The 16,884-nt window shown below is 63.8% G+C and carries 19 protein-coding genes; 10 read left to right on the top strand and 9 right to left on the bottom strand.

Annotated elements, in window-relative coordinates; all coding sequences use genetic code 11:
* Positions 1-93: 93 nt before the first annotated feature.
* Genes HX613_RS16570 through HX613_RS16560 form a run of 3 tightly spaced genes read right to left on the bottom strand, consistent with a single transcriptional unit; the run spans position 94 to position 2,392 of the window.
* Positions 94-1,287, bottom strand: a complete 1,194-nt coding sequence (locus HX613_RS16570) for a M20 family metallopeptidase (RefSeq protein WP_442862610.1) — start codon at positions 1,285-1,287, stop codon at positions 94-96.
* Positions 1,284-1,967 (bottom strand): DUF1028 domain-containing protein, encoded by a 684-nt coding sequence (locus HX613_RS16565; RefSeq protein ID WP_235346330.1) that lies wholly within the window; start codon positions 1,965-1,967, stop codon positions 1,284-1,286. The genes HX613_RS16570 and HX613_RS16565 overlap by 4 nt, the downstream gene beginning before the upstream one ends.
* The gene (locus HX613_RS16560; protein WP_135447548.1) at positions 1,964-2,392 is read right to left on the bottom strand and encodes a RidA family protein; all 429 of its coding nucleotides are present in this window, start codon (positions 2,390-2,392) and stop codon (positions 1,964-1,966) included. Before HX613_RS16560 ends, HX613_RS16565 begins: the two co-directional genes overlap by 4 nt.
* Positions 2,393-2,597: 205 nt before the next feature.
* Here HX613_RS16560 and HX613_RS16555 point away from each other — a divergent pair, with 205 nt between their 5' ends.
* The 3 genes from HX613_RS16555 to HX613_RS16545 all read left to right on the top strand — a co-directional run bounded on the left by HX613_RS16555 (position 2,598) and on the right by HX613_RS16545 (position 6,645).
* On the top strand, positions 2,598-3,530 hold the full coding sequence (locus HX613_RS16555; RefSeq protein ID WP_235346328.1) for a LysR substrate-binding domain-containing protein: 933 nt from the start codon (positions 2,598-2,600) through the stop codon (positions 3,528-3,530).
* 241 nt (positions 3,531-3,771) lie between these two features.
* Positions 3,772-5,064 (top strand): flavin-containing monooxygenase, encoded by a 1,293-nt coding sequence (locus HX613_RS16550; RefSeq protein ID WP_235346327.1) that lies wholly within the window; start codon positions 3,772-3,774, stop codon positions 5,062-5,064.
* 60 nt (positions 5,065-5,124) lie between these two features.
* Positions 5,125-6,645, top strand: coding sequence for an aspartate ammonia-lyase (locus HX613_RS16545; protein WP_235346326.1), 1,521 nt, complete (start codon positions 5,125-5,127; stop codon positions 6,643-6,645).
* A 45-nt stretch (positions 6,646-6,690) separates the two neighbouring features.
* Here the strand turns inward: HX613_RS16545 and HX613_RS16540 are convergent, their stop codons facing one another.
* Together HX613_RS16540 and HX613_RS16535 are read right to left on the bottom strand one after the other, a co-directional pair.
* Positions 6,691-7,155, bottom strand: a complete 465-nt coding sequence (locus HX613_RS16540; RefSeq protein WP_235346325.1) for a hypothetical protein — start codon at positions 7,153-7,155, stop codon at positions 6,691-6,693.
* Positions 7,152-8,192 (bottom strand): DUF2891 family protein, encoded by a 1,041-nt coding sequence (locus HX613_RS16535; protein ID WP_235346324.1) that lies wholly within the window; start codon positions 8,190-8,192, stop codon positions 7,152-7,154. The genes HX613_RS16540 and HX613_RS16535 overlap by 4 nt, the downstream gene beginning before the upstream one ends.
* Positions 8,193-8,339: 147 nt before the next feature.
* Between HX613_RS16535 and HX613_RS16530 the strand changes: the two genes are divergently transcribed.
* Positions 8,340-8,663, top strand: coding sequence for a CHY zinc finger protein (locus tag HX613_RS16530; protein ID WP_235346323.1), 324 nt, complete (start codon positions 8,340-8,342; stop codon positions 8,661-8,663).
* A 1-nt stretch (position 8,664) separates the two neighbouring features.
* Here HX613_RS16530 and HX613_RS16525 read toward each other — a convergent pair whose 3' ends face one another.
* A complete protein-coding gene (locus tag HX613_RS16525; RefSeq protein WP_235346322.1) occupies positions 8,665-9,660 on the bottom strand; it encodes an HTH domain-containing protein in 996 nt (331 codons plus the stop codon).
* 41 nt (positions 9,661-9,701) lie between these two features.
* Between HX613_RS16525 and HX613_RS16520 the strand changes: the two genes are divergently transcribed.
* Positions 9,702-10,853, top strand: a complete 1,152-nt coding sequence (locus HX613_RS16520; RefSeq protein ID WP_235346321.1) for an epoxide hydrolase family protein — start codon at positions 9,702-9,704, stop codon at positions 10,851-10,853.
* 74 nt (positions 10,854-10,927) lie between these two features.
* Here HX613_RS16520 and HX613_RS16515 read toward each other — a convergent pair whose 3' ends face one another.
* Both HX613_RS16515 and HX613_RS16510 read right to left on the bottom strand, forming a co-directional pair.
* A complete protein-coding gene (locus tag HX613_RS16515) occupies positions 10,928-11,359 on the bottom strand; it encodes a nucleoside deaminase (protein WP_235346320.1) in 432 nt (143 codons plus the stop codon).
* Positions 11,360-11,370: 11 nt separating this feature from the next.
* Complete coding sequence (locus HX613_RS16510; protein ID WP_235346319.1) at positions 11,371-12,264, bottom strand: PhzF family phenazine biosynthesis protein; 894 nt, start codon at positions 12,262-12,264, stop codon at positions 11,371-11,373.
* A 164-nt stretch (positions 12,265-12,428) separates the two neighbouring features.
* Between HX613_RS16510 and HX613_RS16505 the strand changes: the two genes are divergently transcribed.
* The gene (locus HX613_RS16505) at positions 12,429-12,746 is read left to right on the top strand and encodes an Lrp/AsnC family transcriptional regulator (RefSeq protein ID WP_235346318.1); all 318 of its coding nucleotides are present in this window, start codon (positions 12,429-12,431) and stop codon (positions 12,744-12,746) included.
* An 82-nt stretch (positions 12,747-12,828) separates the two neighbouring features.
* Here the strand turns inward: HX613_RS16505 and HX613_RS16500 are convergent, their stop codons facing one another.
* Positions 12,829-13,293, bottom strand: coding sequence for a VOC family protein (locus HX613_RS16500; protein ID WP_235346317.1), 465 nt, complete (start codon positions 13,291-13,293; stop codon positions 12,829-12,831).
* Between the two features lie 126 nt (positions 13,294-13,419).
* On the opposite strand from HX613_RS16500, the gene HX613_RS16495 reads away from it, so the two are divergent.
* The 4 genes from HX613_RS16495 (at position 13,420) to HX613_RS16480 (ending at position 16,841) form a co-directional block, all read left to right on the top strand.
* Positions 13,420-14,403 carry a helix-turn-helix transcriptional regulator gene (locus HX613_RS16495; protein WP_235346316.1) on the top strand — a complete coding sequence of 328 codons (984 nt, stop codon included), beginning with the start codon at positions 13,420-13,422 and terminating at the stop codon, positions 14,401-14,403.
* The gene (locus HX613_RS16490) at positions 14,400-14,981 is read left to right on the top strand and encodes a YdeI/OmpD-associated family protein (RefSeq protein ID WP_235346315.1); all 582 of its coding nucleotides are present in this window, start codon (positions 14,400-14,402) and stop codon (positions 14,979-14,981) included. The genes HX613_RS16495 and HX613_RS16490 overlap by 4 nt, the downstream gene beginning before the upstream one ends.
* Before the next feature lie 157 nt (positions 14,982-15,138).
* A complete protein-coding gene (locus HX613_RS16485) occupies positions 15,139-16,101 on the top strand; it encodes a cation diffusion facilitator family transporter (RefSeq protein WP_235346314.1) in 963 nt (320 codons plus the stop codon).
* Positions 16,098-16,841 (top strand): VOC family protein, encoded by a 744-nt coding sequence (locus HX613_RS16480; protein ID WP_235346313.1) that lies wholly within the window; start codon positions 16,098-16,100, stop codon positions 16,839-16,841. Before HX613_RS16485 ends, HX613_RS16480 begins: the two co-directional genes overlap by 4 nt.
* The last annotated feature ends 43 nt before the right edge of the window (positions 16,842-16,884 follow it).

Raw genomic sequence — 16,884 nt, 5'->3', positions numbered from 1 at the left:
CTCCTTTGGAACCTCAGGCCCGCCGGGGACCTTGTGGTGTGGTGTTGCTTGCTGTGCGTGTGGCCTCTGGCTGAGACCGATGGTGCGGGTGGTTCAGGAACGTCGGGCGCTGACGTCTGCTGCAGTCCACGCCAGGGCCGTTGCGCCGTCGAGGAGTGTGCGTTCGGCCTCTTCCCCGACACAGGATTCGGCGAAGGCAGCCTGGTGGTTGCTCGCCTCACCCCCGACCCCGATGTAGGGGTGAATGGCGTTGACGATCTGGGACACATTGCCCGTATCCGTCGAGGCGCGGTTCATTGTGGCCGCAACCGGGTCGACGTCGAAGTTGCGTCCCAGGGCGATGGCATTGGTCCGGTAGGACTCCAGTGCTTCCTCATCAGTGCGCATCTCGGCGTACCGTTTGCTCTCCGGAGTGATCGACAGGCTTGCTCCGGTGGCCAGCGCCCCGGCCTCGAAGCAGTTGATGACCTGCTTCTCGACTTCGAGCAGCTCGTCGGTCGATTCGGCTCGGACGTACCATCGGCCCTCCGTCTTCGCCGGGATCGCGTTCGGTGCTTCACCGCCGTTGGTCATCACACCGTGAACCCTGACCGTCTTCGGCAGTTGTTGACGCAGCAGACCGAGGGCCACCTGGGCGACGAGGAATGCGTCATTGGCGTTGATGCCGCGCTCTGGGTAGGCGGCGGCGTGAGCAGCCCGGCCGGTGTATTCGACATGCCAGTGCGTCACGGCGAAGGGCTCGGCTTCGGCGACATCGACGGGTGCGGGGTGAGCCATGAGGGCGAAGTCGAGCTCAGTGAACGCGCCGCGTTCGAGGAGTTCGATCTTCCCGCCGCCGCCTTCTTCGGCCGGTGTGCCGAGGACCTCGACCGTGATGCCGAGTTCATCGGCGACTGCGGCAAGGCCGATGGCCCCTCCCACGCTCATGGCGGAGATGAGATTGTGCCCGCAGGCATGACCGAGTCCTGGCAGAGCGTCGTATTCGGCGAGGAATCCGATGGTGAAGTCGCTGGTGCCGAATGTTGCACGAAAGGCGGTCTCGAGTCCGAGGTAGGGATGTTCGACGGTGAAACCGTGAGCGGCCAAGACGCCGGCCACCGAGGCGGAGGACCGAAACTCCTGCCACCCCAGTTCGGGGTAGTCGTGGAGCGAATCGGACAGACCGATGAGAGCCGGGCCCACCTCGGCGAGGCGGGCCGCGATCCGGTCCTTCACGGACTGATCGGCAGTCATCACTGAACCGGCGCCTGGTCTCGTGGGCTGTTCGAGGTCGGTGGGCTGGCTCATCGCTCGTCTCCGGGGACTCCGTAGGACGGTGAGGCCACGGGATTGAGACCGCGGGTGATGTAGTCCTCGCGTTGGGGCATCCAGATGTCGAGAAGTTCGCCCAGCTCACCGATGGGGTCCTCCTCGGCCCAGTCCACGCGCAGATCAGTCACCCTCCACCCGGCGTCGCTGACGACGGCGAGCCCGGCCGAATGCACGGGACCGGCCTCTCCTCCGGCGTCGAAGGCGGCCTGGAAGGCTGCGAAGAGGCGACGTTCGATCGGCCCAGTCGATTCCAGGGCGGTCTCGATGAAGGCATCGAGGACGTCGAGTGATTTGAGCATGTTTCCACCGGCCACGGCATTCTGCTCGGTGCGGGCACCGAAGATCCCGAGAGTCTCGGCACCGGAATGGGCAGCGGTGTTGCCGCCGCCGTCGATGACGAGGATCTGGCGGTAGGCGATGATCTCGGACTCGACTTGGTCGACGATGGAATCCAGGGCCAACTGCGCGGGCTTTCCGGTTGCCATCTCGTCGAGAATCCGTCCGCCGAGGCGGGGATCCGTGATGTTCTGCGAGTTCACTCCGCCGATGCCGTCGGCCAGGTTGAGGCACCGGGCGGAGACCGCGGGAGAGGACGAGGCGATCGCGGCACCGAATTCGCCGGTGTCGGGATCGTGGAGGAGCAGGGAGAAGGTCACTTGGCCACCTCGGTGGGGGCTGTGATCGCGGTGCTGGGTTCGCTGATGACGGCGGTGGCGTCGATTTCGACGAGCCACTCGGGGCGGGCGAGAGCCTGAACGACGATGCCCGTCGAGACTGGGTAGACGCCCTTGAGCCACTTGCCCACGGTGCGGTAGACATCCTCGCGGTAGCGGGGATCGATGATGTAGATGGTGACCTTGACGATGTCCTCGAGCCGACTGCCCGCTTCTTCGAGGAGCATGGCGATATTGGACATGGCCTTCTCCGCCTGCGCAGTGACGTCGCCGATGCCCACGGACTCGCGAGTCTCAAGGTCCTGGCCGATCTGCCCGCGGAGATAGACGACACCACCGGCGACGACGGCCTGGCACAGATCGTTGTCGAGATTCTGTTCGGGGTAGGTCTCTTTGGTGTTGAACATTCTCAGACGTGTGTGCGTGGGTTCGGCCACTGCGGTCTCCTCTTCGAGCTGATCGGAACATGTCAAACGGGTTGTGGGGCCGTTCGGTGTGTGGTTCCATTCTCGGAAAGATCGGAGTATCTGTGAAATAGTTATTATCTAGAGACTCCATCTGAAAAACAGATTCCAAATCTGAATAATAGATTCCAATGACGAAGAGGTCGCCATGGTCCACAGATTCTCGATCACGCTCACCCAGCTCTCGTACTTCGCAGAATGCGCGAAGACGTTGAACATGACGACGGCGAGCCAGGAGCTCCACATTGCCCAATCGGCGGTGTCCACGGCGATCAATCAGCTGGAGAAGGCGCTCGGCGCACCTCTCTTCGTCCGCCAGCATTCTAAGGGCCTCGTCCTCACTCCCGCCGGAGAAGGGCTGCTTCACGAGACCCGCCAGATCTTCGGGCTCATCACCGATGCGGTCGAATCGATCCAGGCCGGGCAGAACGAGGTTCGCGGCACGATCGTCCTTGCCTGCTTCAAGACCCTGGCCCCCTTCATTCTTCCGCAGCTCATCGGGCGGCTCAACGAACGGCACCCGGAGCTGAGCATCGAAGTCGTCGAGGGTGATCACGAGGAGTGCGTGGCCGCACTGCGCAGCGGGCGGGCGGAGATCGCGATCAACTACGACCTCACCGATGCCGAAGGCATCCAAGCCCAGAGGGTCGGCGAGGTGAGGCCGCACGTCATCGTCGACACGAACCACCGGCTGGCCGGGAAGAAGAAGGTGAAGCTGTCCGCGCTCGCCGAGGACCCGCTCGTCCTCCTCGATCTGCCCGACAGCCGGGAGTACTTCCTCACTATGCTGCGTACGGCCGGCATCACTCCCAAGGTCAAGTACAAATCCTCGAACTACGAGACCGTGCGTTCGATGGTCGCAATGGGGCTGGGATTCTCGATCCTCAACCAGCGCCCCGACATCGAACAGACCTATACGGGGGCCAAGACCTCGATCCTCGAAATCGCCGACCCTGCACCCAGCCTTCATCTCGTCGTCTCGGCATTGTCGCAGGCGGCCGGGACTGCGAAGGCGAAAGCCGTGACGACGATGATGCGCGAGATCCTCGCCGAGGCGGCCTCAGGCAAGGATTCCGTCTGACCTAGTCGATTCGGCTGAGTTCGGTGCTTTCGGCGGAGCTTCGAGATACCCGGAAATGATTGACTCCATACGGCTACATCTATTCGGTAGATGCAATTGACCGTCAACAACTATTGGCATTGACACTCTCGCCTGCGGTTTGCTGGATCACGAGAGGGCGGACACCATCGTCGCCCCACGAGCAAAGACGCAAGTGCCGTATCTGCAGCTCAGACGCGGTTTTCGAGAACAGGAGTGTCCCATGCCGGGCAAGGAAACTGAGACCACCGAAGTCGTCATCATCGGCGCGGGCCAAGCCGGAATCGCGATGAGCGAGCATCTGCAGTCCAGGGGAGTACCCCACATCGTTCTGGAGAAGAACCGGATCGCCGAGGCATGGCAGTCCAGGCGTTGGGACTCCCTCGTCGCCAATGGCCCCGCCTGGCACGACAGGTTCCCCACCCAGGAATTCGCCGACGTCGACCCCGACGGATTCGCAACCAAAGACCAGGTGGCCGAATACTTCCGCACGCTGGTTGAACGCAACAACCTGCCAGTGCGCACCGGAGTCACCGTGACCACAGTGACCGAACGGGAGCATGCCCGCGGCTACCTCGTCGAAACCGACCACGGCACCATCGAGGCCGGCTATGTCGTTGCCGCGACGGGCCCGTTCCAGACTCCGAGCATTCCGGCCATCGTCCCCCAGAGCTCCGGCATCACCCAGATCCACTCGAACTCGTACAAGAACCCCGCGCAGCTCGACGAAGGTGCTGTGCTCGTCGTCGGTGCAGGCTCTTCGGGTGTCCAGATTGCCGCGGAGATCCAGAAGTCCGGCAAGAAGGTCTACCTGGCCGTGGGCCCACACGATCGCCCGCCGCGGGCATACCGCAATCGCGACTTCTGCTGGTGGCTCGGAGCCCTGGGCAAATGGGACCTTGCAGCCCCACCTGTGGGCGCCGACCACGTCACCATCGCCGTCAGCGGTGCCGAAGGCGGACACACCGTGGACTTCCGTGACCTCGCGGCCGCGGGAATCACCCTGCTGGGACGCGCCAACTCCTTCGCTGACGGCAAACTGCAGATCGGTTCCGACCTGGGCACAAACATCGCCCGCGGCGACGACAACTACCTCTCCCTGCTGCGTGAGGCCGATGACTACATCGAACGCAACGGCCTCGATCTGCCCCCTGAACCAGAGGCTCATGAGCTCGGTCCTGACCCCGAGTGCGTGAGCAACCCGATCCTCGAACTCGACCTCGCCGAGGCGAACGTGCGAACCATCATCTGGGCGACCGGATTCGGAGTCGACTACTCCTGGCTGCAGGTCGAGGGTGTCCTTGACGAGCGCGGCTACCCGGTCCAGCAGCGCGGCGTCACCCCTGTTCCCGGTATGTACTTCCTTGGTCTGCCGTGGTTGTCGCGTCGCGGATCGAGCTTCATCTGGGGCGTGTGGCACGACGCGAAATACCTCGCCGATCAGATCGAGATCCAGCGGAAGTACCGCGACTATGAGCCAGATCATAACGCCCTGCTTGAAGCCGCAGTACGGTGATTACCGAGGGACAACCTCGGCGATCATGACGCATCCTCACGACGAAAGAAGGCACCAGCGGTGACCGACAGCGCTTCCGCCCCAACCCGTACCGAGACCGATTCGATCGGCAGCCTCGAAATCCCCGCTGCAGTGTATTGGGGTGTGCACACCGCCCGAGCGAATGAGAACTTCCCGATCACCCGTCGCCCGATCAACGTCTACCCCGACTTCATCCGTGCCTTCGCCTGTGTGAAGCAGGCGGCAGCGCGGGCGAACCTGGAGATCGGGGCACTCGACGAACAGCGAGCCAACCTCATCGACTCAGCCTGCGAAGAGATCAAGGCCGGCAATCTCCACGACCAGTTCACCGTCGGAGTGATCCAGGGCGGCGCTGGCACCTCGACGAACATGAACGCCAACGAGGTGATCACGAACCGTGCGCTCGAGATCGGTGGGCACGCGAAGGGCGACTACTCGTTCATCAACCCCAATGACCACACGAACCACAGCCAGTCGACGAACGACACCTACCCGACGGCGATCAAGATTGCACTGGCCTTCTCACTGCAGAACCTCCTCGGCGAACTCACGCTTCTAGCCGATGCCTTTGCCGCGAAGGGTCGCGAGTTCTCCCACATCATCAAGGTCGGTCGCACCCAGCTCCAGGACGCGGTGCCGATGACCCTGGGCCAGGAATTCAACGCCTTCGCCACTACCTTGCGTGAGGACGTGCAGCGTCTCGAAGACGCGGTGGCACTCCTCGGCGAGGTCAACATGGGCGCCACTGCGATCGGAACGGCGATCAACGCACCCGTCGGGTACAAGGAAGCGGTGATCAAGCACCTGCGCATCATCACCGGACTCAAACTTGTCACCGCCGGCGACCTCGTCGAATCCACCTCGGACACCGGGGTCTTCATCACCTTCTCCGGGGCGCTCAAGCGCAGCGCTCTGAAGATGTCGAAGATCGCCAACGACCTGCGTCTGCTGTCCTCGGGGCCACAGGCCGGCTTCGGTGAGATCAATCTGCCGGCCCGGCAGGCGGGCTCATCGATCATGCCCGGAAAGGTCAACCCCGTCATTCCTGAGGCGGTCTCTCAGGTCGCCTACTCGGTCGCCGGTGCCGACGTCACCGTGTCCATGGCCGTCGAGGCCGGCCAGCTCCAGCTCAACGCCTTCGAGCCGGTCATCGCCCATTCCCTGTTCCAGTCGATCACCTGGCTCGAGCGTGCCTGCCAGACCTTCCGCGTCAATTGTGTCAACGGCATCACCGCCAACGAGGCGGCCCTTGAGGACACGGTGGCCCGTTCCGTCACCGTCATCACTGCTCTCGCCCCGGTCATCGGCTATGCCCCGGCCGCGCAGCTGGCCAAGCAGGCGCTGGCGACGAACGAACCGATCTCTGACCTCGTCGTGAAGCAGGGGCTCCTCGACCGAACCCAGCTCGAGGAGATCCTCAAGCCTGAGCGTCTGACCGGCCTACCTGCCGATCACGGTGTGGAGAACTCGGCCGACAGCGCCGAGGCGGTTCCCCGAGATGAGATGACATCGGAGATCCCCGTGGTGCCGGAGGCTCCGATAGTGCCGCCGGCACAGTGAGTTGGGTTGCCCTGTTGGGGTAGACCTCGGGATGAGCCGACTTCGCTAGTTCGAGAGGAGCTCGTGCAAGGCGGGCGAAAACTCGGTGAGCAATGGGAGTGCTTTCAGCGCGTCGGGGGAAACGGTCAGACCCATGGCCGCGAGCAAATGCGCGTATTCGTGCCAGGACCGCTCTTCTCCGTCATCTTCGACTTCGCCCTCATCCGGCAGAAGCGCCATGTTGATGTTATGACGGGCACCGGACTCAGTCAGCGAATCTTCGTTATGCCACGAGATGGTGACCCCTCGGTCCCAACGAAGAGAGAGTCGCGACCCGTCTGCCAGCTCGACGAACTCGTCCGCATCTATCGTCAGCATCGAGCGATCTTCGCCATCATCCGACGCTTCACCCGGGAAGCACCATGCTCCCACGGCCACTACCTGTTGCTGGGGGACGGGGCTGGGCTGGGCCCAGATCGCTTCACGGATTGGAAGGTCGATCGGCGGGTAAGAGAATTCAGGGTTCGTCATTTCACTCGCAGCTCCAGCGCCTCCCACGCAAACGTCGCGACCCAGTGGGACGCCATATATTCGTCGGAGACTGCCGCTTCGATTCCCGGCGCCATGAGACGGTCGACCGTTGTGAGGAATCCTTTCGCGTGGTCGGCCACCTCGTGATTGCCCGAGTGCTCGGCGGATGAGAGCAACTTGGGCGCCAGGCGCATGAGCGATGCGGCGACAGACAGCCCCAGGCCATAGAGGTGGCTCTGATATCCGTCCGTGGGATCGAGGACCTCGACGGGTTTGAGCGCGGGTGATTCCGGCGTCAGTTCCGACAAGAAGTCCGGCAACCACACGGCGAGCTCATCCTCGGTCAGGACCTCTGCCATGAGGTCGGCTTCGCACAGGCCGGGGGAGAGGAAGTCCTGGCCGCTGCGCTCCTGATGGAAGTTCCACGCATGATCATCGGAAAAGCAGCGCCTCGCCGAGGCGGCGATGGCATCGACGATATCGTGACGTTCCAGGACTCGGGCGCCGAGGAGGATTCGGCGCAGACCGAACGCCGTGTTCGAATGCAGTCCGTGCCGAACGGGTACTGCCATCTTCGGCAGCCATGCCACGGTCAGGTCGAAGACCGTCTGCGCAAGCACCTCGGCGCCGGGGGCCAGATCCCGCATTCGCGGTTCGGTGCTGACCTTCAGCGCACGCACGAGCTCGACGGCCCATGCCCAGCCATAGGGACGTTCCCACGTGGGATTCTCGCGCAGGAAAGCCGCCTCGGCGGTGAGCTTCTCCCGGCTGAGATGAGCGCTCAGGGTATCGATGGCCTCGTCGCGCCACGGCGCGGTCTGGGCGGTCTCGGTGCTCAGCAATGACACGAGCAGGAAGTGCATGTGGACGCTGGAATGCCAGTCGAAGGAGTTCGCGAACGCCGGATTCTTCTCCCGCGGTTCGACGATGTCATCGGCGGAACGCGTGACGTGATGCGCAGCGTACGGGTAGTCACGGGTGATGTTGGCCAGGGCCACCTGGGCGAACGGGTGGACGAAATCGTCAGGCTGCGGCATAGATCCTCCTCGGCTCGGGTTCTCCACCATACTTTCACGACCAGCCGAGTCACGTCTGGGACCTATCTGGACGACCGGTGCAGCTGGCCTGTACGACCAACTAGTCTGGACGAAACCAGGACCCCAACAGCGAAGGACAAGTGCGCGGTGACCACAAGTCCGCTCGTCTTCGGCAAGACGGTCGACGAGCACACTCGGTGCGAGCACTACGCGACCGAGCTCGACATCATCGCCATCCGCTTCGCCTGCTGCGACCGGTACTACCCGTGCCACCTGTGCCACAGTGAAACCGCAGATCACCCCGCCCAGCAGTGGCCACGAGACAAGTGGGACCAGCCCGCCATCCTCTGCGGGATGTGCTGGACCCAGCTGACGATCGAGACGTACAAACGCGTCGACTCCTGCCCGGAGTGCGCGGCACCGTTCAATCCACGGTGCGCGGCACACTCGGACTACTACTTCGCCGGGTGACCTACAGGCTTGACGTCGATTGGTCCGCCGCGCGTCGATAGCGGTCGGAGAGCTGCTCGAGCAGAGGAATAAGCTCGGCCGGGGACTCGACGGTGAAGTCCATCATCAGCATCCCCGCATACACCGCGAGGGTGTCGAGACTGTCGGCGCCGGTCACGAGCACACAGCGCTGGTCGTCGATGGGTTCAACGACACCGACCGCGGGATTGATACGCGCGAGGACCTCGTCGGCAGGCGCGTCGATGCGCAGGCGTGCGTGGACGCTCCAACCGCTCGCGGCGATCGTTCGCATCGCGAAGCCTGTGTAGTCGCCCCCTTCCAGAGGCTGTGGGACGAATCGGCTACGAGTCGGCATTCGCGGTTCGATCAGGTCCACACGATAGGTCGCCCAGGAACCGTCTTCGGGATCGCGGGCGACGAGATGCCAACGCCGCTGCCAGCTCAGCAGCCGGTAGGGCTCGACGAGTCGCGGTTGCCCGTCAAGATCGAATCGCAGCCATTCGTGGTCGCGGATAGCGCTTGCGATGGACTGCAGAACCGAAGCATGAACCTCGGGATCGGGAGCGTCGGTGTCGGTGTTCTCGGGTCCATGTTCGACGCTCGAACGGATCGCTTCGACCGTGGGGCGCAGACGAGAAGGCAACACTTGTTCGAGCTTCGCGAGAGCCCGTGCACCTGCCTCCTCGACTCCGGCAATACCGGCTGCTGCGCGCAGTCCAACCGTGACAGCAACCGCCTCCTCATCGTCGAGCAGCAGCGGAGGCAGCTTCCCACCCGCGCCGAGGCGGTAGCCGCCGATCGCACCACGCGTCGCATCGACGGGGTAGCCCAGTTCGCGGAGGCGATCCACATCATGACGGACGGTGCGGTCGGAGACACCAAGGCGTTCTGCGAGCTCGCGGCCAGAGCGTTCCGGACCTACTTGGAGCAGCGCCAGCAGAGACAGCAATCGGGCGGTCGGATCGGCCACGGCATCCTCCGAAAAGTCGTTTCTCAATTAGGAACAGATCCTACCTAATGGGCCTCTATTGTCGAAGTATGAACACAACAGAGAACACCCTGGCCACCCGTCCCTTCACAGTTTCCGTGTCAGCAGCGGAGGTCGCTGACCTCCGAGATCGCCTCGCTCGCACCCGCCTTCCTCAGCCTTCGCCTCACGATGACTGGGATGCGGGAACGCCCAATTCGTATCTTCGTGAGGCAGTCGATGCCTGGAGCAACTTCGACTGGGCGGGCGCCCAGGACAGGATCAATGCCGTCCCGCACTTCCTCACCGAGATCGACGGGCAGACGATCCATTTCATCCACGTCCGCTCTGCCCATGAGGATGCAACACCACTGGTGCTCGCCCACACCTATCCCGGGTCCTCCGTGGATTACCTCGACCTGATCGACCGCCTCGTCAACCCCGTTGCCCACGGCGGTCGAGCCGAGGATGCCTTTGACGTCGTGATTCCCGATGCGCCAGGCTACGGCTTGTCGCAACCGCTTGCGTCTGCGGGCTGGACCACCGCGCGGGTCGCGGCCGCCTATGATCAGCTCATGCGCGGTCTCGGCTACGACAGCTACGGCATCCACGGCTCGGACAACGGTGCGATGGTCGCTCGGGAGCTGGGCCTGCTCAACCCCGAGGGCTTCCTGGGACTCCACGTGCTGCAGTTGTACTCGTTTCCCTCCGGGGACCCGACCGAGTTCGAGAAGCTTGAGCCCGCCGACTACGCCGGGCTCGAGTACCTCACGTGGTTCCAATCCGTTGGCGGATACAACACGATGAACGCCTCTCGCCCCCAGACGGTCGCCGTCGGACTCAGTGACTCACCGATCGGACTGCTCGCCTACAGCGAACTGTTCAATTCCTTCGGGAACGGCACCTCGCTAGTTCCCTTGGAGACGATTCTGCTCGAAGTCAGCGTCAACTGGTTCGCCAACGCTGCCTCCGGGATGGGCCGCAGCTACCTGGAGAACGCCCGCGCCGGGTCGGCCGGAGGCACCGAACCGCAGATCAATGCCGCACCGACCGGGGTCGCCGTATTCAAGGACGATTTCCGGACCATCCGCACCTTCGCCGAGCGTGACAACTCGAACATCGTGCACTGGAGCTACTTCGACGAGGGCGGACACTTCGCCGCCCTCGAGCGGCCCGAACTCCTCGTCGGTGACATCCGGGCGTTCTTCTCCGCGCTGCGGTGAACCGTCCGCGTGCGAACCCAAGCCTATCCGCTCGGGTTCGCACGCGACGAGGCTCCGCTCGCTCGTTCAAGGGCTCAGCCGTAGTAGCCCGTAAAGGGAGCGGTGGCTTCGTCTGGCAGATGCGGCCCGCTGTAATCGACGCCAGCCGTGCCCTGGTGGGCGATTCCGCGGGATTTGAGTTCGTCGAGCTGCTCGCCGGAAAGTGCGTAGACGACTCGTCCGAGGTTGGCGCGGGTGATGACGCTCGCGCACATCGGGCAGGGTTCGCAGCTCGTATACATCGTGGTTGTGCGGGCCTGCTCAGCAGGCAACTCGCGGCCCGCCCACCGCGCGAGTTTGAGCTCGGGGTGGGCCGTCAGGTCCCGAGCCGTCGCAGTCGTGTTGCGGTCCTCGGCAAGCACGACACCGGAATCCGAGACCAGCAGAGAACCGAAGGGCGGGTTGCCTTGCTCTCGAGCCTCCTCTGCCAGGGCGATGGCCCGCCGCAGGTATTCATGATCGTCCATGGTCTTTCTCCTCAGAGATGGAGTACGCCGTCTGCCACGAAGAGCCCGGAACCGCTCAGGCTCACCTGTGGCCCCGTCACCGTGACTCGGAGTCTGCTTGGTCGACCGAGCCGGTCGCCCTGCTCCACGGTGGCTTCGACATCCTGATCGATCTCGCCGGCGCGAACCAGAGCCGCGACGAGTGGTCCGGCAGCGGTTCCGGTGGCCGGGTCCTCGGCGATCCCCACCGTCGGATTGAAGAATCGTGCATAGGCGACGGACCCGCCGTCGGCATCGATCGGGTCTCGGCTGTAGACGTAGCATCCCTCGCCGCCGGCGTTGCGCAGCTCTGCCAAAAGCAGCGCCGAATCCGGGACGACACGGTCCACGATCCTGCGATTGCGGACCGGAACCAGCAGGTGACCCGCACCGGTCGACACGACCTGAGCGGGACGGTCCGAATCGAGATCGACCTCCTCGAGGCCCAAGGATCGTGCGAGTGCTCGCCTGTCAGGGACGACCTTCCCGAACTCGGGAGGCGGCTGGACCATGGTGACTGTGTAACGCCCTCCATCGTCCCGGGACACGTGCACCGGCAGCAGTTCATCGCCGATCTGCTGAGTGAAATCCTTCGTCCCGACGGGGAGGCATCCGGTGATGGCCAGCCAGATCCACGCTCCCATCGCGTTATGCCCGGCGCCGAGCACCTCGGTGCCATCGGGTGTGAACGAGCGCAGCTGCCACTGCGCCGTCGGCATCGTCGGCGACACGAGGAACGTCGTTTCGGACTGGTTGAATTCGCGGGCGATCGCTCGCATCTGGGCAACCTCCAGGCCGTCTGCCTCGGGGATCAACGCGAGGGGATTGCCGGACAGCGGCTCCCTGGCGAAGACGTCAACGAAGGCGAAGGGTATCTGTGTCGTCATGTGCCGCTGACTCCTCTGGTCGCCGACGCTCCTCTGATTGCCGGTCTCCTTCAAGCCTATGTGGCCCCATTGAGCCGCTGAAGTGCCTATCAACGGTCTTTGCCTTCCCGGACCGCAGAATCTGCGGCAGAATCAGCGTATGACCGACGCTCGAGGCACGTGGCGTGATCGTCAATCACACTGCGCAGGTCTCACCCGCGGCACTTGGGTACACATTGCGGGCGGTGGTGCGGATGAAGGTTCACGGGGCACTCTACGACCAAGTCTCCGAGGTCCTCGCCCGACAACCGCAGATCGTGCGCTGTCTGCGCATCACAGGGGAGTCCTGCTACAACCTTGAGATCCTCGCGACCGATATGGCCGACCTGGAGCGGATCACCACCGACCTCGCCCGGGTGGGGTCGATCACCACCGACCTCGTGTACGAAGTCGTCGTCGACCGACCGATTCCCACCCCGGCCGGCCACCCCGGATTCGCATAGCGCCGAGGTTGCCCCAGGGCCATTCGGCCGGGCACCGGGGTCCGCCCCGGTGGGGCCCAAATCATGGACCCCACCGCGTTGATCAGCCCTCGGGCGCTGCCTGCACGTCGAGAACCCAGGTGACGCCGAAACGGTCGGTGAGCATGCCGAATCCGGGGCTCCACTCGGAGGCGGCCAGCGGTTCGATGATCGAGGCTCCCTCGCTCAGCCCCTCCCAGTACTTGGCCACCTCGGCGAGGGTGTTGCCGCGGATGGAGAGGAAGAACGGCTGGTCGGTGATCGTCATTCCCTGATTACGACGCGTGCCCGAGGCTGGCACCGCCTCGGCGGGAGTGTTTCCGGGGACGTCGTAGGCCATGACATCGAAGCCCTCGGGCGAGGTGAGCCGCCCGAAGACGACCTTCTGCGCGTCCGGTGCGGTCTCTGGCATTCCCAGCTGACCGTAGGTCGTGGCATCGACTTCGCCGCCGAACACCGACTGGTAGAAATCGAGTGCGGCTCGCGCCGTGCCGGGGAAATTGAGGTGGGTGGTGGTTGTGATGGTCATGATCGGTCCTCTTCTTCTCTTGTCTGCCCTCGTCAGTGCTCCATCGGCGACGGGGCTGCCGCCGGAACCCACTCTCACAGCAGAACAGGACAGTTTCGGTCCTCTATTTGGGGAACAATGGACGTTATGACGGGATCCTCATCGCGAATGCTGGCGCTGCTGTCGCTGCTCCAGGTCCGACGCGACTGGGCAGGGCACGTCCTTGCCGAGCGCCTCGGCGTGACGACGCGGACCGTGCGCCGCGATGTCGACCGGCTGCGGGAACTCGGGTATCGGATTGATGCACTCAAGGGCCCCGACGGCGGCTACCGGCTCGAAGCAGGTTCGGAACTGCCGCCTTTGAAGTTCGACGACGAACAGGCTGTGGCGATCGCCGTGGCACTTCAGAACGCGCCGTTGGCCGGAGTCGACAATGTCGAGGCTTCCGACCGGGCCCTGGCGACGATTCGGCAGCTGCTGCCCTCCCGACTGCGGACCAGGATCGATGCCATGAGATTCTCGACCGTCGCCGGCGGTGAGCAGCGGGTCGTCCCCGAAGTCCTCGAGGCGATCAGCGCCGCCGTCAGGGACCGGATGATTCTTCGCTTCGACTACGGGGACCCCGCCGAGTCGACGTCGGCTTCGCCCCGGAAGGTCGAGCCCTACGAGATCGTCGCTCGGCGTCGACACTGGTACCTCATCGCGTGGGACCTCGACGTCGACGACTGGCGCATCTTCCGCGCCGATCGGATGTCGCCGCGCACGCCGACCGGTCCACGATTTTTTCCTCGCCAGCCTCCGGACGCGGGTCTTCTGGCGATGCTCGAAGCACGTTTCAAGGGATCGTCCGGGGACAACGCATGGCCCTGCACCGGAGTCGTCGACGTCGATCTTCCCGCACGCGAGATCCTCCCCTGGATCGGTGACGCGCAACTTCAGGAGCTGGGTGGGCAGACGTGTCGCATCACCGTCGGCTCATGGTCATGGGCCGGACTGCTGGCCTGGGTCCTTCGGTTCGATGCACCATTTCGCCTCATCGGACCAGATGAACTCCTTGCGGAGGCGAAGGTCCAAGAGCAGAGACTTCTCGCCGCCCGACAAGGCACCGCAGAAGCCGAGGAAAGGCAATGATCGTGAACGACTACTCGCAGGAATCTCCGCTCGTTCTCACGGACCTCGACGCGTGGAACGCCTGGCTTCTGGCCAACGAGGACTACTCGAACGGCGCGTGGGTGCTGCTGGCGAAGAAGAACGCCACCACGCCGACATCACTGAACTACCAGGACGCCTTGGAAGAAGCCCTGTGCAGCGGATGGATCGACGGACAGCGACGCAGCTTCGACGAGGCGACTTTCATCCAACGGTTCACTCCCCGCCGGCAACGGTCGAACTGGTCGAAGCGCAATGTCGACATCGTCGAGCGACTCATCGCTGAGGGCAGACTGCGCGAGCGCGGCGCCGCCGAGGTGGCAGCTGCCAAGGCGGACGGACGCTGGGAGAGCGCGTACCCAAGACAGTCAGAGATGACAGTCCCCGTTGACCTCCGAGACGCCCTCGCCCGGGTGCCGGCGGCCCAGGCTGCATTCGAGCGGTTCACCCGCTCACAGCGCTTTACGGCGATGCTTCCGATCCTCACCGCCCGCAGCGATGAGGCCAAGGCCCGGATCATCGCGCGACTCGTCGACCGCCTCGGCGAGGGATCGGACTAGCGTCAGCGGGCCAAGCGGTGTGAGAGGTCGTCGACGTTGGATCTGACGTAGAACAGCGTCGGGAGCGATCGTCGGTCGTAAGCTGGATTCTGATGACCTGCCACGCAGCCGAGGAAGAAGGACCAGCCATGACCACCATCCCGTTCGGACATCGACGATGAGCGACGTCTCGAACGAGAAGAAGGACAACGGCGGCAGTATGCTCACCGTCATCATTGCCTTCTGCGCGAATCTTGCCGTTGCCATCGCCAAGACGGTTGCTGCTGTTCTCACCGGATCGGCTTCCCTTGTGGCCGAGTCGGCCCACTCCTGGGCCGATACCGGCAACCAGATCTTCCTTCTCATCGCCGAACGGCGAGGGAAGAAACCGGCCGATGCCAAGCATCCGACCGGCCATGGGCGGGAAGCCTACGTGTGGTCCATGTTCGCCGCATTCGGGCTCTTCTCGGTGGGCTCGGCCGTCTCAATCTGGCATGGCATCTCATCGCTCTTCGCCGAAGAGGCTGAGAGCAGCTACCTCGTCGGATACATCGTGCTCGGGGTCTCCTTCCTCTTCGAAGGCACCTCATTCATTCAGTCACTCCGACAGGGCCGAGCTCGCGCCGACAAACTGGATCGAAATACGGTCGAATACGTGATGAACGGTCCGAACCCGACTCTGCGCGCCGTCTTCGCCGAGGATGCCTCGGCCCTCATCGGCATCGTCATCGCGTTCGCCGCCATGCTCGCCCACCAGCTCACTGGAATCGCCGCATTCGATGCCATAGGATCGATCCTCGTCGGCATCCTCCTCGGCATCGTCGCAATCGTCCTCATCGACCGCAATCGTCGTTTCCTCGTGGGAGAGACCGTCACCCCGGAGATCCGCGATGACTTCCTGACAGCAATGCTCGAAGTACCCTCCATCGACAGCATCAGCTACCTCCACATCGAATACGTCGGGCCAGGGAGCGTCTTCCTCGTCGCCGCCGTCGACCTCACCGGTGACGATCGGGAGAGTCAGTTGGCAGACCGTCTGCGCAGGACCGAGGTGGAGATCGAGAAGCTCGAGGCTGTCCAGGAGGTCGTCCTCACGCCTTCCGCGCAGGGACAGGAAAAACTGGAGATCGGGAAGCAATGATGCCCCACGACAGCACCCACGGAATCGGAACTCCGTTCTGGATCGAAGCCCTCCAACCCAATGTGTCGGAAGCGATCGAGTTCTACAGCCAGCTCTTCGGATGGACTGTCGAGGGCCTCGGCGAGGATGACAGTGTCCACGTGGCGCGGTTAGACGGGCAGAGAGTCGCCGGTATCGTTCAGGCACCGGAGGCAGTTCCTGCCGGGTGGTTGATCCACGTCCGCGTCGATGACATCGACAGATCGATCGCCGAGTCTGAAGCTGCGGGCGGCAGCTGTCTCCTGCCGTCTCTGGAACAACGTTCGGGCGGACGAGTCGCGATCCTCGCCGATCCAAGTGGAATCCCCTTCTGCGTCAATGATGACCAGAGCGCCGAGGGGGTCGAGGTTGCCGGCGAGACCAACACCTGGTCAATGTCCTCGCTCCACAGTCCTGACGCTCGAGCGTCGCAGGATTTCTATGGTGCGCTTTTCGGCTGGGAACTCCACGAGGTGTCGGGAGCACCGTTCTCACGGTGGAGTCTCGACGGGCACACCATCGGTCTGCTATCCGACGCAGGTAACGCACCATCTCACTGGGCCATCAACGTTGCCATCAACGACGCAGACACCACCGCGGCGCTCGTTGAGTCGCTGGGCGGCACGGTCGTGCTCGAGCCCTTCGACACCGAGAGCCACCGGAATGTCGTCATTGCTGACCCAGCCGGCGCTGTTCTGGCCTGCAGCGCCGCAGTCGACTAGACATTCGCGTGGAGGGCCGAACGGCTCTACGTGTGCCCGGCCC

Source organism: Brevibacterium sp. UCMA 11754, from assembly GCF_021532275.1.
GTDB lineage: Bacteria > Actinomycetota > Actinomycetes > Actinomycetales > Brevibacteriaceae > Brevibacterium.
The sequence above is the reverse complement of the archived record's forward strand: the minus strand, read 5'-3'. Positions and strand labels throughout refer to the sequence as shown.

What these genes read in the sequence shown, in the direction of transcription:
- HX613_RS16570 (WP_442862610.1), bottom strand. Translation starts at nt 1,287, where the DNA reads ATGAGCCAGCCCACCGACCTCGAACAGCCCACGAGACCAGGCGCCGGT.
- HX613_RS16560 (WP_135447548.1), bottom strand. Translation starts at nt 2,392, where the DNA reads ATGTTCAACACCAAAGAGACCTACCCCGAACAGAATCTCGACAACGAT.
- HX613_RS16540 (WP_235346325.1), bottom strand. Translation starts at nt 7,155, where the DNA reads ATGACGAACCCTGAATTCTCTTACCCGCCGATCGACCTTCCAATCCGT.
- HX613_RS16480 (WP_235346313.1), top strand. Translation starts at nt 16,098, where the DNA reads ATGATGCCCCACGACAGCACCCACGGAATCGGAACTCCGTTCTGGATC.
- HX613_RS16490 (WP_235346315.1), top strand. Translation starts at nt 14,400, where the DNA reads ATGATCGTGAACGACTACTCGCAGGAATCTCCGCTCGTTCTCACGGAC.
- HX613_RS16555 (WP_235346328.1), top strand. Translation starts at nt 2,598, where the DNA reads ATGGTCCACAGATTCTCGATCACGCTCACCCAGCTCTCGTACTTCGCA.
- HX613_RS16550 (WP_235346327.1), top strand. Translation starts at nt 3,772, where the DNA reads ATGCCGGGCAAGGAAACTGAGACCACCGAAGTCGTCATCATCGGCGCG.
- HX613_RS16535 (WP_235346324.1), bottom strand. Translation starts at nt 8,192, where the DNA reads ATGCCGCAGCCTGACGATTTCGTCCACCCGTTCGCCCAGGTGGCCCTG.
- HX613_RS16500 (WP_235346317.1), bottom strand. Translation starts at nt 13,293, where the DNA reads ATGACCATCACAACCACCACCCACCTCAATTTCCCCGGCACGGCGCGA.
- HX613_RS16520 (WP_235346321.1), top strand. Translation starts at nt 9,702, where the DNA reads ATGAACACAACAGAGAACACCCTGGCCACCCGTCCCTTCACAGTTTCC.
- HX613_RS16510 (WP_235346319.1), bottom strand. Translation starts at nt 12,264, where the DNA reads ATGACGACACAGATACCCTTCGCCTTCGTTGACGTCTTCGCCAGGGAG.
- HX613_RS16495 (WP_235346316.1), top strand. Translation starts at nt 13,420, where the DNA reads ATGACGGGATCCTCATCGCGAATGCTGGCGCTGCTGTCGCTGCTCCAG.
- HX613_RS16515 (WP_235346320.1), bottom strand. Translation starts at nt 11,359, where the DNA reads ATGGACGATCATGAATACCTGCGGCGGGCCATCGCCCTGGCAGAGGAG.
- HX613_RS16485 (WP_235346314.1), top strand. Translation starts at nt 15,139, where the DNA reads ATGAGCGACGTCTCGAACGAGAAGAAGGACAACGGCGGCAGTATGCTC.